Below are 14276 nucleotides of genomic sequence, written 5' to 3'. Positions count from 1 at the left end.
CTCAATCCCGTACCGAGGTGGATCGATGATGACCCTTGACAACCCCGTCCAGTTCTTCGGCGCCGGCGCGCTTCAGGATCCATATCCGCTGTATGAGCGGATGCGCGAAGCGGCGCCGGTGCATCGCATCGGAAGCTCGGCGTTCTACGCGGTGTGCGGGTGGGACGCCGTGATGGAGGCGGTCGAACGGGTCGACGATTTTTCGTCGAACCTCACCGCGACGATGGTCTATCACGATGACGGGACGGTCGCCCCGTTCGAGATGGCTCCGCCCGGCGACCCTTCCCACGCCTTGGCCACCGCGGATGATCCGGTGCACGCCATGCACCGAAAGATCTTGCTACCACACCTGTCCGCGAAGAGGGTCCGCATCATCGACGAGTTCGCCGCCGATACCGCCGACCGGTTGTGGGGCGAGCATCTGCGCGGCGACCGGATTGAATGGATGAGCGCGATGGCCAACCGGCTCCCGATGATGGTGGTCGCGAGGCTGCTGGGCCTTCCGGACGGTGATGTCGACAAGCTCATTCGCCTCGGCTACGCCACCACGACCCTGCTTGACGGTATTGTCACGCGGACCCAGCTCGAAGCGGCCGGGTCCGCGGCGATGGAACTGGCCGGCTATGTTGTGGAACATTTCGAAACTCCAAGTGCTGAAGCCGAACACGGCCTGATGGCTGACCTGGCCCAACGCTGTGCTGCCGGCGAGTTGGAGCAGCGCCCAGCACTGACGATAATGCTCACACTGTTCAGTGCCGCCGGCGAATCCACTGCATCACTGTTGGGAAGCGCGGCATGGATCCTCGCCGACCGCCCCGAAATCCAGAGGCAGGTTCGTGACAATCCCGAACTGCTGGGCGCCTTCATCGAAGAGGTACTGCGCTACGAGGCGCCGTTTCGCGGCCACTACCGCCACGTGATGCGTGATACCACGCTCGGCGGAGTCGACGTGCCCGCCAATTCCCATCTGCTGCTGATGTGGGGAGCGGCCAATCGCGATCCCGCACATTTCGAGGAACCCAACGAATTCCGCCTCGACCGCAGCAACGCCAAGGGACATGTGACCTTTGGTAGGGGCGTGCACTTCTGTGTGGGGGCCGCCTTGGCCCGCCTGGAGGCCCGAATCGTGTTGGGGATGCTGCTCGATCGCACCACATGGGTGGAGGCGAGTGACGTCGGAGAGTGGTTGCCCAGCATCCTGGTCCGGCGCCGGGAGCGTCTCGAGTTGGCCGCCCGTTAGCGGTTTTCAGCCGATGGCGCCGGCATCTTTGAGCAAAGCGATGTGCTCCCGGTCGCCACCGAGTTCGAGGATGAGCGCCACGGTATGTTCGGCGGACGCACATGGACAGTCCACGAACCTGTTGTGGCTGGTGCGGTGGAAGCCGGTGACCGGGTTGCGGTGTCACGCGGGCTCCGGCGGGGTTCGCTGCGGCCGGTGAGGCGCACCGGTCTCAGCGTCCTAGTAACTGCGCCAGGGGGATCAGCGGCTGCACGCCGCCACTGCGATTGAGAACTGGTTCCAGCAAACGCATTTGCCGCATAATACGGCGGTGAAACAGCCGAATCAGTTCGGCGTCCATGTCTTCCGGCGCGCCCAGCACGAATGCCTCCAGGGCCTCATCGCCCGCACGCCAGTCGGCGCATCGGGAACCGAGCAGACGCTCGATATCGTCAAGGTTCTCGGCTTCGATCGCGGGACCGTGCTGGCAGATGTCGGCAACGTAGCGTGCGGTTTGCGCCGTCTGATGCCGACGGAAGCGCTCAATCTCGGTCTCGGCCGCTAGCTCCTCGATGATGGGCGCCAACGCGTCGACAAGGCCGCCCTGGCGGACATCTGGAGTCTGCGGGAGCAGGTAATCGTCGAGGGCGACGCCCTCGACCGCGGCCATTGCTTCGACTGCATTGAGCGAGCATTGCTGGAACCACTCCACATACTGCAGCAAGTCGCTCATCGGAAAAGGATTGTGCAGGATCATGACTAACGAAAGAGGCGTGGTGAGCGAGAACTGCGCGGTGTGGAACTCGACCACCGGCAGGTCCAGTTGTACGCCGGAGACCTCCTCATAGCGCCGAAACGCGCGCTCTAGGTCGCCGAAGGGCTCGGAGATGTCGCGCAGGCGCAGTCCTGCCAGGTCGTGTGCGGTGTCGCCCAGGTAGGCCAGCTCGACGTCGAGCAGCCCGGTCACGCGACCATCGGCGAACATGAACTGTCCGGGATCGCCAAGTACGAAGCGGGGGTCGAACCGATGCGCGGGAACGTGGCGGCGGATCCAGCCGATGCCGAACTCCAGGAACGGCTCCGGTCGCTTTTTGGTGGACCGGTACCGCTTCACGGACTCCTCGAAGCTCGACAACGCATGGTGTTGAGGATCTTTGGGTATTTTGAGCCCGACAGCCAAGAACTCACTCGGATCCAGGCGATGGATCCGCGCCAGTATTTCCATGTATTCGTCGATGACCGAGTTGCGCTCTGCTGCACTCTTCGAGCCCGACAGATTGCTGGCGCCGGGCAGGCGATCCATCACGATGGCCGGTGGTGCGTCAATCCGACCGTAGATGTGTGGAACCGGGATTCCTTGGTTTTTCAGGGCTTCAAGGATGTCCGCTTCGCGGTAGGTGGACAACGAGAACTCCATGCCCTCGCGGTCGCCGCGCACATAAAGCGGCACGATTGTGCCCTCGCGTTCGACATCGGCGAACCAGGCCGGGCGCCAACGTGGTTGGCGCTCGAAGGCCCGTACGGGCCCGATGTGACTATCCAGCCAGCTTCGTACCGCCTCATCGGGTGTCATGGTCATCCACGGAGTCAGAAACCCATTTTCAGCGCGGCACCGCCGTCGATGAACATCTGCAGTCCAGTGACGTAACGCGATTCATCGGAGGCGAGGTAGACCACGGCGTGCGAGATGTCCTCGGGCTGCACCCAGGGCACCGGCATCGCCTGGAGCATCGGGTAGACCACAAAGGCATCGTCGTGTGTCGGAGCCTCGAGGTCGGGTCGAAACGTCTTGTACATCATCGGATTGTTCATCATCGCGGTGTTGACGTTCGTCGGGTGCACAGCGTTGACTCGCATCTCGCGCGCCGCCAGCGTCATCGCCATCGATTTGACCCAGTCGCGGACGAACTTCTTGGCCAGGCCATAGCCGAGTCCGCCAGGACCCGAATTGCCGCCGCCGTTGAACATATCTTGTTGGGAGACCAGTCCGGCGATCGAGCCGGTGGCAATGATCGATGCACCGGTGTTCAGATGGTCGAACGCGGCGTTGACGGTGTTGACAACGCCGAGAAAGTTCACGTCGAACACGTCGCGGAATGCCGGATACCCTTTGTGCTCTCCGTGCGGGCAGATGCCGGCGTTGGCGACGACGACATGCAGCCCGCCCAGTTCGGCAACGCCGTCGTCAATCGCCTTCTTCAGGGCCGCCCGATCCCGCACATCGGCCACAGCGGTGACGATGCGTCGGCCTGCCTTTTCCACCAACTTCGCCGTCTCGTCGAGGTCGCTCTTGCGTGCCATCGGGTAGTCGTTGGTCGAGATGTCCTCGCAGATGTCCACGGCGATGATGTCGGCACCCTCGTCGGCGAGATGGACTGCGTGACTGCGTCCTTGGCCGCGCGCGGCGCCCGTGACGACCGCTACTTTGCCGCTGACTCGATTCATGTGCTTCCTCCGTTGTTGGCTCTTTCGCCGTCAGGCCATGAAGGTCGTCTTGGTCACGCGATGGTTCCGCTGTCCTTGAGGACAATGATGTCGTCCCAGTCCTTGCCCAGTTCGAGTAACAGCGCCTCGGTATGTTCGGCGAACTCCGGTGTCGGGCCGAGGGAAAACGGTGTCTGATCGAAAAGCACGGGGCTCGACACTAATTCGGCGGCACCGCCGCTGCCTTGGATGGGTGCGATGACGCCGTTCGCCCTGACCTGCTGGTCAGCCGCAACCTCCACGGTATTCTGTACGGGCGCCCACTGCCCTTCGAAGCCGGCCAGCGCCTTACGCCAGTGCTCGAGCGTTTGGCTCCCGAGCACCTCGCGCAGGATGGCAGTCGCCTGCGCCGCATTGCACGTTAGCAGCTCATGGCTTGCAAAGCGTTCGTCGACGGCAAGCTCGGCGAGCCCGACCCGCGCACAAAAGTCTGCCCAGTAGCGGAAACCTTGCATCATCGACAATCCCAGGTAACGGCCATCGCCGGTCCGGTAGAAGCCCACCAGCGGATTGTGCGCGGTGACGTTGGCGCCGGCCGGGTTTGCCTGCCACGGCTGCCCGGAGATCAGCGCAGCGTTGACGGCCACCCCCATCGCCCATACCCCGACTCCGAGCAGCGAAACATCCACCACCTTGGCCTCACCGGTTCGTTCACGTGCGAACAGCGCCGCGGCGATTCCGCCGGCAATGGTCATGCCGCCCAGGGAATCTCCGTACGCCGGTCCGGGTTGGGCGACGACGCCAGCCATATCGGGCGGGGTGACGCTTGCCGCGCTACCGCCTCGGCTCCAGAAGCCCGTCATGTCGTAGCCACCGATGCCCGCCTCGTCGCCGAGCGTTCCGTATGCGCTGCCGCGCACGTAGATGATGTTGGGATTGGCCGTCCGCAAGTCATGAACGTCGATCCGCAGCTTGGCGCGGGCGTCGGGCAAGAAGTTCGTCAGGAACACGTCGCTCGTGCGCGCAATGTCCATCAGCAATTCATGGCCGGCCGGTGTCGAAATATCCAGGGCGATAGATCGTTTACCGCGGTTCGCGTGCTCCATGACGGGGTTGCGATCGCCGGCGATCTGCACGTTGCCGAGCTGACGTAGGCCCCGCTGGGCATCACCGGTGTGCGGATGTTCGATCTTCAGTACGTCAGCGCCCCAGTCCGCCAACACCGCCCCGGCGGCCGGCACGAAGGTCCACTGGGCAACCTCGAGGACGCGCACGCCCGCCATCGGATTGTTCATGCACATCCGTACCGGCATGACGATGGTTGACGCGCGCGGCAAGCTGGCCTCGCTGCCATGTCAGCGATAGTCCAGCGTGACAGGCAGGTGGTCGTGCGTGTGCACCAATGTCGACACGCGGGGCACTCGGTCACCGACCACGTGAATCCCCTTGGCGCGCCGTGCCACTTCCTCCAGCAGCAGACGAGCTTCGCGTCGAGCCAGGGCGGCGCCCATGCAGAAGTGCTCGCCGACCCCAAAGCCGAGGTGATTGGCGGCGTCCTGGCGGTGGATGTCGAACTGTTCGGCGGTCGGGCCCCAGTGCTCCTGGTCGCGGTTCGCGGACGCATAGGCGAGCAGCACCCCGTCGCCTTCCTTGAGCTCCGCGCCGCGCAGACGAACGTCGCGCGCCGCCTGCCGGGCCATGCTCATCACCGGCGTCCAGTAACGCAGCACCTCCTCGACGGCGTTGCCGCTGAGGCCGGGATCGGCGAACAACACCGCCGATTGGTCGGGATGAGTGTCGAGACAGTCGGCGATTCCCGCGATCAGGCTCTGCGTCGTCTCACTGCCGGCGGCGAGCAGGGTGAGCGCGTAGATCATCACCTGCATGTCGTCGAAGGGTTCTCCGTCAACGGTCACCTGGGAGAGCATCGTGAGCAGATCGTCCTGAGGACGCTCCTTACGTTCGGCGACGAGGCCCATCAGATAGGGCCCGATGTGTTCGAAGATGAACGCGTAGTCCTCGTCGCTCGCGGCCCCGCCGCCGACGTTGGCGATCGTGGTCGCCCAGCCCGCGACCTTGGGCCAGTCTTCTTCGGGCACTCCCAGCAGGTACGCGAACACATACACGGGGATGGGCTCGGCGATCCGTTGAATCCAGTCGAATTCACCGTTCGGCAGGTCGTCGAGCACGTCGTTGACGACCTGGCGTACCCGGGCCTCCATCTTGGCGACCGCGGCCGGCGTGAACCGCACGCCGACGGCTTTGCGGTGCACCCGGTGCACCGGCGGATCCATGAACATGATGCCGCGGTGCCCGTAGCCCTGAGGGTCGCGGCCCTCCCGGTGCGCAATCAGATCCATCATGATTCCAATGCGCTCCGACTTGAACTTCTCGGGTCGAGCCGAGATGCCCTTGATGTCCTCATATTTGGTGATCACCCAGAACTTGCCCTCGTCGTACCAGTGCACGGGGTCGTGCTCGCGCAGCTGCGCGAATGTGGCGTTCGGGTCGCCGAGGTAGAACGCCGGTTCGTCGAACCTAGCGGCTGTGATCGTCACCATAGACTGAACAATAGAACATCTACTGTTAATCTGCGAGCACCACCCCGGCGGCTGGGACGCACCCGATCGCATTGGCAACAGAACAAATAATGTTCTATTGTTGCATGGTGACCGCTGGTTTATCCCACCTTCGCGTGTGCGACCTGGGCGGTCAACTGGCCGGCGCCGGGGCGACGAAGATCCTCGCGGCGTTCGGCGCCGAGGTCATTCGCGTCGAGGACCCGGCAACGCGCGGGATGTGGGATGCGTTGCGCGGCGTGGGCCCGTTCGTCGACGAGCGTCGGGGCGTGAATCTTGGCGCCGGCTTCAACAACCACAACGTGGGCAAGCTCGGCGTGACCATCAACCTGCGTCTCGAGGCCGGCAAGGAGCTGCTGCGCGAGCTGATCTCCGTCTCCGACCTCGTCTGCGAGAATTTCGCGGCCGGCGTGCTGGACAGGATGGGCTTCGGCTACGACGAGCTGCGCCGGATCAAGCCAGACATCATCTACGTCTCCAACTGCGGCTTCGGACACAGCGGCCCCTACCGCGACTTCAAGACCTGGGGTCCGATCGTTCAGGCGCTGAGCGGCCTGACCTTCACCGCCGGGCTGCCCGACCACGAGCCCGCGGGATGGGGCTACTCGTTCATGGACCACATCGCCGCCTACTACATGACGGTCGCGATTCTGGCGGCCGTGCATCAGCGCGAACGCACGGGCGAGGGCCAGCACATCGATTTGGCCACGGTGCCGGCCGGTATCGCGATGCTGCCCACCGAGGTGCTGGACTGGACCGTCAACGGACGGCCCGCGCGCCGGCCGGGGCTCCCGAACGGTAACCACGCCGACTTCGGTGAGATGGCCCCGCATGGGATCTACCCGTGCCTGGGCGAGGACCGGTGGATCGCCATCGCCTGCCGCGACGACCGGGACGTCGCGCTGCTGTCCAAAGTCCTCGATGAACCGCGACTGACGGACGATCGGTTCGCCACCCTGGAACAGCGGTTGCTCGGCGCCGACGCGCTCGACGAACTCGTCGGCGCGTGCACCCGGACCCGCGAAGCGGCCACGTTGTCAAGCGAACTCAGCGCGGCCGGGGTTCCCGCTAGCGTCGTCAAGTCGCCCCGGGAAAGGATCGACGAAGACCCGGACCTCGCCGAACGGGGACTCTTCCCGACCGTGACGCATCCCGAGATCGGGACGGTGCGCGTGGAGGGCCTTCCTCTGCGGATGTCGGACTCGCCGTGGAGCATTTCCCGGCCCGCGCCGTGTCTGGGTGAACACAACCGGAGCGTGCTCGGCGGGCTGCTCGGGCGCAGCGACGAGGAGTTGGACGACTTGACGAAGCAGGGTGTGATCTGAACGCGCTGAGCGGGGTCCGCGTCGTCGAGATCAGCGGCCAGTTCACCCCCGTCGGGGGAAGGCTGCTCGCCGAACTCGGCGCCGAGGTCGTCGTCGTCGAGCCTCCGGCCGGATCCTCACACCGGTCGCGGCCGCCGTTCGCGCACAACAACATCGGCCCGGACACCAGCCTGCGATGGTGGAGCGACAACGTGGGCAAGCGGTCGGTGACCGTCGATCTCGACACCGCGGAGGGTGTCAGCGCACTGGAGCGCCTGATCGCTAGCGCCGACATCGTGATCTCCGGCGCCGGCCCCGTCGGCGATGCCCGGCGCCCGCCCCTGATCTGGGTAGCGGTCACCCCCTTCGGGCTCGGCAGCGTGCGGGCCGACCAACCGGTCACCGACCTCACCATGCTCGCCGGTGGGGGCCCGGTCTGGAACTGCGGCTACGACGACCACTCCCTGCCGCCGGTCCGCGGCGCCGGCGAGCAGTCGGCAAACATCGCCGGCCTGTATTGCGCGATCGGAGCGCTGGTGGCCCTCGCGCACCGCGACCAGACCGGCCACGGTCAGCTCGTCGACGTCAGCGTCAACGCCGCCTGCAACGTCAGCTGTGAACAGACGACCTACCAATGGCTGGTCAACAACGAGACGTGTGTCCGGCAGACCGGTCGTCACGCGTACTTCACGCGGAGCCAACCGACTCAGGTCCGGTGCGCGGACGGCGCCTACGCCACCACGGGCGTGCTGCCCCGCAAGCCGCCCGAATTCGCGAACCTGCTGAACTGGCTCGCGGACCTCGGCCTGACCGACGAGCTTCCCGAGGCGGTGTTCTTGGAAATGGCCGCCTCTCGTGACGAGCCGGTCGACATTGCGATGATCGGCGCCGACGACGAGACCACCGCGATACTGATGGCGGCCCGCGACGCGACCACTTTGATCGCTTCCCGGATGCCGGCCAACGAGTACTTCCGGGAAAGCCAGCGACGCGGATTCCCCGCCGGAGCGGTGCTCTCACCCGACGAGGCCTTCGAGGACGAACACATCGCCGCCCGCGGGTTTCACGTGCCGGTCCACCACGCCGAACTGGGGGAGACCTTCCGCTATCCGGGCACACCGTATCTGTTCACCGCCAATCCAGCGGGCGGCCCGGTACGGCCACCCCTGCTCGGGGAACACAACGCGCTGCTCGACGAACTCGCCGACGACTCCGCATGACCCCCGGTGACCGCCTCACCCATATCGGGTTGTGTGTCAGCGATCTCGAAAGGTCGGTCCAATTCTATTGCCTGGCATTGGGATTCGACGAATGTGGTCGGCTGCGGGTCGACGGGCCCGAGACGGCGCGGCTGCTCGGCGTGCCCGGGCTGGTGCTCGACCTCGTCTACCTGCAGCACGACGGATTTCGACTCGAGTTGCTCAGCTACCCGGCGCCGGGCGTGCGCGAGAAGCGCCGGCCCCGCCGGATGAACGCGGTGGGCTTCACGCACCTGTCTTTCCGCGTCGACGACCCGGACACGTTCGTCGGGCGTATTGAGCGCCTGGGCGGCCAGGCCCGACCGGAACGAACGGTGACGTTCGAGGGCGGCAACCGGGGACTGATGGCCACCGACCCCGACGGCAACTGGATCGAGTTGATCGAACGCACGCCGCCAAGCAACTGAGCAGTTAGTCACTCAGCGTCCAATTGTTCATCGCGATGATAGAGTCATGGCTGTGCCAGCGACCAGCGAGTTGATGTATTCGCCGTTCTCCAAGGCGATCTTCGACGATCCATACCCGGTGTATCGGAGATTGCGAGACGAGGCGCCGGTCTACCGGGATCCCGAGAACCGCTGGTGGGTCCTGTCCAGATTCGAGGACGTTTCGCAGGCTCTGCGCGACTGGGAGACGTTCTCGTCCAAACGCGGTCCGGCGCCGGAGAACCCGGACAACGACGGACGCAAGTACTCGGTGATCTCGATGGACCCGCCCCGCCACGACCGCATTCGCGGGGTCCTCAAGGGTTTCTTCACGCCAAAAGCGGTCGCCGCCATGGAATCCGCCCTGCGGGTAGTGGTCAACACGCACCTGGGCCGGCTGCGACCAGGTACCACCGTCGACGCCATGGAGGCCTTCGCGTTCTCGGTACCCACGGACGTGATCGGGGATCTCCTCGGCGTGCCGCACAGCGACCGTGCGCAGCTGCGCGTCTGGTGGGAGGCCTTCCTCACCAGGGAGGAGGGGCAGGTCGCAATGCCGGCCAAGGCCATTGAAGCCAACCGCCTGATCAGCCAGTACATCGGTGACCTAATCGAACGGCGCCGCACCGACCCGGGTGACGACTTGATCAGCGTTGTGCTGCAGGCCACGTTCGACGACCCCGAAGCCGGCGGTCAGCGCTCCCTGACCGCGCACGAGGTGCTGATGTTCTGCAATCTCCTCTCGGCCGCCGGCTCGGAAACCACACAGAAGCTGATCTCCAACGGCCTCGTCGCGCTGGCCGAGCACCCACAGGAGTGGCAGCGCATCGTGAAGGACCGCAGCCTCGTTCCGGCCGCGGTGAACGAGGCGCTGCGCTACGACACGCCGAGCCACTGGGTGGCGCGCACCTTGACGCGGCCCATCGAGCGTCACGGCGTCACGATGGACGCCGGCGACTGGGTGCTGCTGCTCTTGGGCAGCGCCAACCGGGACGAACGGCGCTACCAGGACCCCGACCGCTTCATCATCGACAGGCCGCGCGGCACCGACGTGTATTTCGGGTGGGGAATTCATATCTGTCTCGGGCAATGGTTGGCGCGCCGGGAGGCGCAGCTGGTATTCGAATACATCGCCGACAAGTTCCCCGATTACGCCATCGGGGTGCGCGAACGCGTGCTCACCGCGACGGTGCGCGGATACACCAGCGTGGAGATGACCCTGCGCTGACTATGGAGATCGCCTTCACCGACGAGCAGCAACTGCTCCGCGACACCGCCGCGCAGCTGGGGGAGAGCGTGGGGGTTACCAGTGCGGACCAGATCCCGACCGGCGAGGCGCTCGACGCCCAGTGGCGCCGACTGGTGGATCTCGGTGTGCCCACGCTGCGTTCGCCGCGCCTGTGTGGACTCGAAGCGAGCGGCGTCGAAACCGTCATCGTGATCGAAGAACTCGCCAGAACCCTCAGCGCCGTGCCGGTGGCGGGCCAGGCGGTGCTCGCCACCGAACTCCTGGAGGCGGCCGGAGCCGAGAAGGAACTGGAGCTCATTGCGGAAGGCGGCCTTCGGTTGGCGCCGGTACTGGTCCCCGACCTGATGGGTTTCGGCTCGGCTCACCGACCTGGGGTGGCATTCGACGCCGCGGGCGCCACCCACGGGCTACTGGCCACCCGCACCGACGGACAACGCCGGCTTGTGTGCGCACCGCTGGGCGGCGATGACCCGCGTGGACTGGACCTGACCCGCGAATTCCGTTGCTTGCCAGCCGATTCGGCCGCTTCGGCGGTGGTGACCGGAGAGGCCATCGATGACGAACGGTGGCAGCGGGTGGAGTCGTTGGCGATGACCGCAATGGCCGCCGACTTGGTCGGCATCATGCAGGGTGCCCTGGACGACGCGGTCCGCTACGCGGGTGAGCGGGCTCAATTCGGGGTCAAGATCGGCTCGTTTCAGGCCGTGGGTCATCTGCTCGCCGATGCCCTGGTGCAAGTGGAAGGCGCCCGCAGTTGCCTCTGGCACGCCGCGTGGGCGATCGACCACTTGCCGGCCGACGAGGCCCGCCTGGCGGCGATGACGGCCAAGGCATACGCCTCGGCCGCGGGCCGGGAGGTGGTGGAGACCACGGTTCAGGTCTTCGGTGGCATCGCGATCACCTGGGAGCACGTTTCGCACCTGCGGCTGCGCCGGACTCTGTTGGACCGGCGGTTGTTCGGCGACGAGACGCTGCACTACGAGGCCATCGCCGCGCTGCGGCTGGCCAATCGGGAGCTCGCTTAACGATGGACTTCAACGACAGCGCACCCGAAGCGCAGTTCCGCGCCGAGCTCAGGCAGTGGCTGTCCGACCATGCCGCCGACGCCGCGATCCCCGACGACCCGGCCGCCCGTGCGGACGCGCAAAACGCCTGGCACCAGACCCTTTACGAAGCCGGATACATCGGGTTGTCCTTCCCCGTCGAATATGGGGGGCATGGGAAGGCGCCGGTCTATGAGGCGATCCTCAACGACGAGCTCGGGCGGGCCGGTGCCGCGCCCATCGAGGGCGTCGGTCACCTCAGCAACGCGTTGCGCCTGTTCGGTACCGAGGAGCAACGAGACACGCTGCTGCCTGGGCTGTTATCCGGCCGCGTGCGCTGGTGTCAAGGGTTCTCCGAACCCGAGGCCGGATCTGATCTCGCCGGGCTGAAAACCCGGGCCGATTTCATCGATACCGGCGGACGTGAGATGTTTCGCATCAATGGCCGCAAGATCTGGACGAGCTTCGGTGCGGTCGCCGACTGGTGTTTCCTGCTGTGCCGCACCGAGCCGGACGCGCCGAAGCACGCGGGGATCTCCGTGTTGCTGGTGCCGATGTCGACGCCCGGCATCGAGGTGCGCCCCATCGTCAACGCCGCGCGCAATCGCGAGTTCACCGAGATCACCTTCGACAATGTGGACGTCCCCGCGAGCAACCTGCTCGGCAAGCGCGGGGAGGGCTGGTCCATCGCCAACCAGTTGCTTGCCTACGAGCGCGGTCCAAGCGACATCAACTGGATCGGCCGCCTCAAGACGCAGCTACGGCGCCTCGAGGACGACGTTCGCGTCGGCTGGCTCGAAGACTCCCCGTCGGCGCGGGCCCGGCTCGGGCAGGCCTACGTGGAGTTGCGCGCGCTGCAGATCAAGGTCATGAGGTCGCTCACGGAGCGCCAAAACGGCAAGCTTCCCGGGCCGGAGGGGTCGGTGGACAAACTGCTCATGACGCGCGCCGACCAGTTCTTCGCCCGTGCCATGATGGACCTTTCGGCCGGCGGCCCGCTGCTTACCGAAGGACTGGAATGGGACATCTACGTGTGGTCGCGCGCCGCCGGCATCTACGGCGGAACCGCCCAAATCCAACGCAACATCGTCGCGCAACGGGTGCTGGGCTTGCCGCGGGCTTGAGTGGCCGGGTCAGCCCTGGGGGCCCGCGGTCAGGTGCTCGTAGGCCTCCCGAAGCCCCTTGAGTCGTCGCGTCAGGGCTTCGTCGTTGTCGTCGGACGCGCCCAGTTTGGCAGTGACCTCGGCTATTTCGGCGGCGAGGCGTTCGGCTGCCTCACCTTTCGTGAGCAGGTCCTGATCGGCCCAATCGTCGTGGGGGATGCGCGGCTGTGGGGTTTCGGGTTGTGTCACGTTTCTCCTTGATGCGTGCTGTTCGTTTGAGCTCCAACCAGGATCGGCGCTATAGTCAATTGGTCATAATCTGTTCAGTTGTACCGTATCGCACGACTTCGAGAGACGACTCCGACAATGCCGCTGCAACCCTCGATGAAACTCCTGTCCGTTGACGACCACCTGATCGAGCCACCGCAGGTTTGGGCGGACAGGCTGCCGAAGAAATTCCTCGACGACGGTCCCCGCATCGTTGATTTTCCGCGCGACGGGGCCCCGCCGGTGCAGCAATGGGTTTACGAGGGCAGGCCGTATCCGAACATCGGGCTGAATGCTGTCGCCGGCAAGTCGCCCGAGGAGTTCGGCGTCGATCCGATCCGGTACGCCGACATGATCCCCGGGTGCTACGACCCGAAAGCCCGGCTGGCCGACATGGACATCGACGGCGTACATGCCATGTTGTGCTTTCCGTCCTTCCCGCGCTTCTGTGGCACCGTTTTCCTGGAAGGCGAGGACAAGGAACTCGCGCAGCTGTCCGTCCAGGCGTGGAACGACTTCTCACTCGACGAGTGGTGCGCCACCGACCCCGCCCGGTTCATCCCGATGGCGATCACGCCGCTGTGGGACCCGGCCCTGATCGTCGCCGAGATCGAGCGGGTGGCAGCCAAGGGCGCGCGGGCGATCGGGCTGCCGGACAACCCGACCAACCTGAAGCTGCCCAGCTACCACACCGCGTACTGGGAGCCGGTGTGGTCGGCGCTCGAAGAGACCAACATGACCGCGGTGATGCATTTCGGCAGTGGTGGGTTCCCACCCCAGACCGCACCCGAGGCGCCGTTCGCGGTGATGATCACGTTGATGGGTACCACGTCGATGGCTGCGGCGACCGAGCTCATCTTCTCGCCGGTGTTCCACAAGCATCCGAACCTCAAAGTCGCGTTCTCCGAAGGCGGCGTCGGCTGGATGCCGTACCTCGTCGAGCGCGCGGACTACGTCTGGCGCAAGCACAAGTTCTACCAGAACATCCACCCCACGGTGGCGCCGTCGGAATTGTTCCGGCGCAACATCTCCGGATGCTTCATCGAAGACGAAGTCGGCATGTCGATGCGCCACCAGATTGGCATCGACAACATCACCTGGGAATGCGACTATCCGCACTCCGACTCGTTCTGGCCCAAAAGCCGCGCGCGCGCCGAGGAGATGCTCGCGGACGTGTCCGACGATGAGGCCGCCAAGATCGTCGAACTCAACGCGCGGCGCTGGTACGCCTTCCCCGAGGACGGCTTCAAATCCTGTACCGCGGATGCCGGGTGGCGCCCCAACGGTGGCAACCCGCCACAGTACGACTACGACGAGGTCATGGCCGACCACGGCGGCATCGGCTTGGAGGCCTTCCTGAACAAGATGGAAGAGCAGAAGTCGCACAAGGTTTGATCTGGCTCA

The 14276-nt window shown here is 65.4% G+C and carries 13 protein-coding genes; 8 read left to right on the top strand and 5 right to left on the bottom strand.

The genetic code is table 11. The features are described from left to right. Positions 1–25: 25 nt before the first annotated feature. Positions 26–1240 carry a cytochrome P450 gene (locus tag BRW65_RS00705; RefSeq protein ID WP_073870085.1) on the top strand — a complete coding sequence of 405 codons (1215 nt, stop codon included), beginning with the start codon at positions 26–28 and terminating at the stop codon, positions 1238–1240. A gap of 211 nt (positions 1241–1451) precedes the next feature. On the opposite strand, the gene BRW65_RS00700 is transcribed toward BRW65_RS00705, so the two are convergent. From BRW65_RS00700 to BRW65_RS00685, 4 genes are read right to left on the bottom strand one after another with little or no spacing between them, the layout of a single operon-like run. After that, entirely contained in the window at positions 1452–2798 is a 1347-nt protein-coding gene (locus BRW65_RS00700; protein ID WP_139272799.1) for a phosphotransferase, read from the bottom strand. Positions 2799–2806: 8 nt separating this feature from the next. After that, complete coding sequence (locus tag BRW65_RS00695; protein ID WP_073870083.1) at positions 2807–3664, bottom strand: mycofactocin-coupled SDR family oxidoreductase; 858 nt, start codon at positions 3662–3664, stop codon at positions 2807–2809. A gap of 53 nt (positions 3665–3717) precedes the next feature. After that, positions 3718–4938, bottom strand: a complete 1221-nt coding sequence (locus tag BRW65_RS00690; RefSeq protein WP_073870081.1) for a CaiB/BaiF CoA transferase family protein — start codon at positions 4936–4938, stop codon at positions 3718–3720. A gap of 60 nt (positions 4939–4998) precedes the next feature. Then, on the bottom strand, positions 4999–6204 hold the full coding sequence (locus BRW65_RS00685) for a cytochrome P450 (RefSeq protein WP_073870079.1): 1206 nt from the start codon (positions 6202–6204) through the stop codon (positions 4999–5001). 107 nt (positions 6205–6311) lie between these two features. On the opposite strand from BRW65_RS00685, the gene BRW65_RS00680 reads away from it, so the two are divergent. Genes BRW65_RS00680 through BRW65_RS00655 form a run of 6 tightly spaced genes read left to right on the top strand, consistent with a single transcriptional unit; the run spans position 6312 to position 12626 of the window. Continuing rightward, entirely contained in the window at positions 6312–7547 is a 1236-nt protein-coding gene (locus BRW65_RS00680; RefSeq protein ID WP_084187673.1) for a CaiB/BaiF CoA transferase family protein, read from the top strand. Then, on the top strand, positions 7544–8746 hold the full coding sequence (locus tag BRW65_RS00675) for a CoA transferase (RefSeq protein WP_073870075.1): 1203 nt from the start codon (positions 7544–7546) through the stop codon (positions 8744–8746). The genes BRW65_RS00680 and BRW65_RS00675 overlap by 4 nt, the downstream gene beginning before the upstream one ends. After that, on the top strand, positions 8743–9192 hold the full coding sequence (locus BRW65_RS00670; protein ID WP_073870073.1) for a VOC family protein: 450 nt from the start codon (positions 8743–8745) through the stop codon (positions 9190–9192). The genes BRW65_RS00675 and BRW65_RS00670 overlap by 4 nt, the downstream gene beginning before the upstream one ends. A gap of 46 nt (positions 9193–9238) precedes the next feature. Next, the gene (locus BRW65_RS00665) at positions 9239–10438 is read left to right on the top strand and encodes a cytochrome P450 (RefSeq protein WP_073870071.1); all 1200 of its coding nucleotides are present in this window, start codon (positions 9239–9241) and stop codon (positions 10436–10438) included. 2 nt (positions 10439–10440) lie between these two features. Next, positions 10441–11484 (top strand): acyl-CoA dehydrogenase family protein, encoded by a 1044-nt coding sequence (locus tag BRW65_RS00660; protein WP_073870069.1) that lies wholly within the window; start codon positions 10441–10443, stop codon positions 11482–11484. Positions 11485–11486: 2 nt separating this feature from the next. Then, entirely contained in the window at positions 11487–12626 is a 1140-nt protein-coding gene (locus BRW65_RS00655) for an acyl-CoA dehydrogenase family protein (RefSeq protein ID WP_073870067.1), read from the top strand. 9 nt (positions 12627–12635) lie between these two features. Here the strand turns inward: BRW65_RS00655 and BRW65_RS00650 are convergent, their stop codons facing one another. After that, positions 12636–12854 (bottom strand): hypothetical protein, encoded by a 219-nt coding sequence (locus BRW65_RS00650; RefSeq protein ID WP_073870065.1) that lies wholly within the window; start codon positions 12852–12854, stop codon positions 12636–12638. A 117-nt stretch (positions 12855–12971) separates the two neighbouring features. Here BRW65_RS00650 and BRW65_RS00645 point away from each other — a divergent pair, with 117 nt between their 5' ends. Further along, positions 12972–14267, top strand: coding sequence for an amidohydrolase family protein (locus BRW65_RS00645; protein ID WP_073870063.1), 1296 nt, complete (start codon positions 12972–12974; stop codon positions 14265–14267). Positions 14268–14276 lie beyond the last annotated feature (9 nt).

Origin of the sequence: Mycobacterium paraffinicum, assembly GCF_001907675.1 — a bacterium.
GTDB classification, from domain to species: Bacteria; Actinomycetota; Actinomycetes; order Mycobacteriales; family Mycobacteriaceae; genus Mycobacterium; species Mycobacterium paraffinicum_A.
Note: the sequence above shows the minus strand (reverse complement) of the source record. Positions and strands in the feature narration are given on the sequence as shown.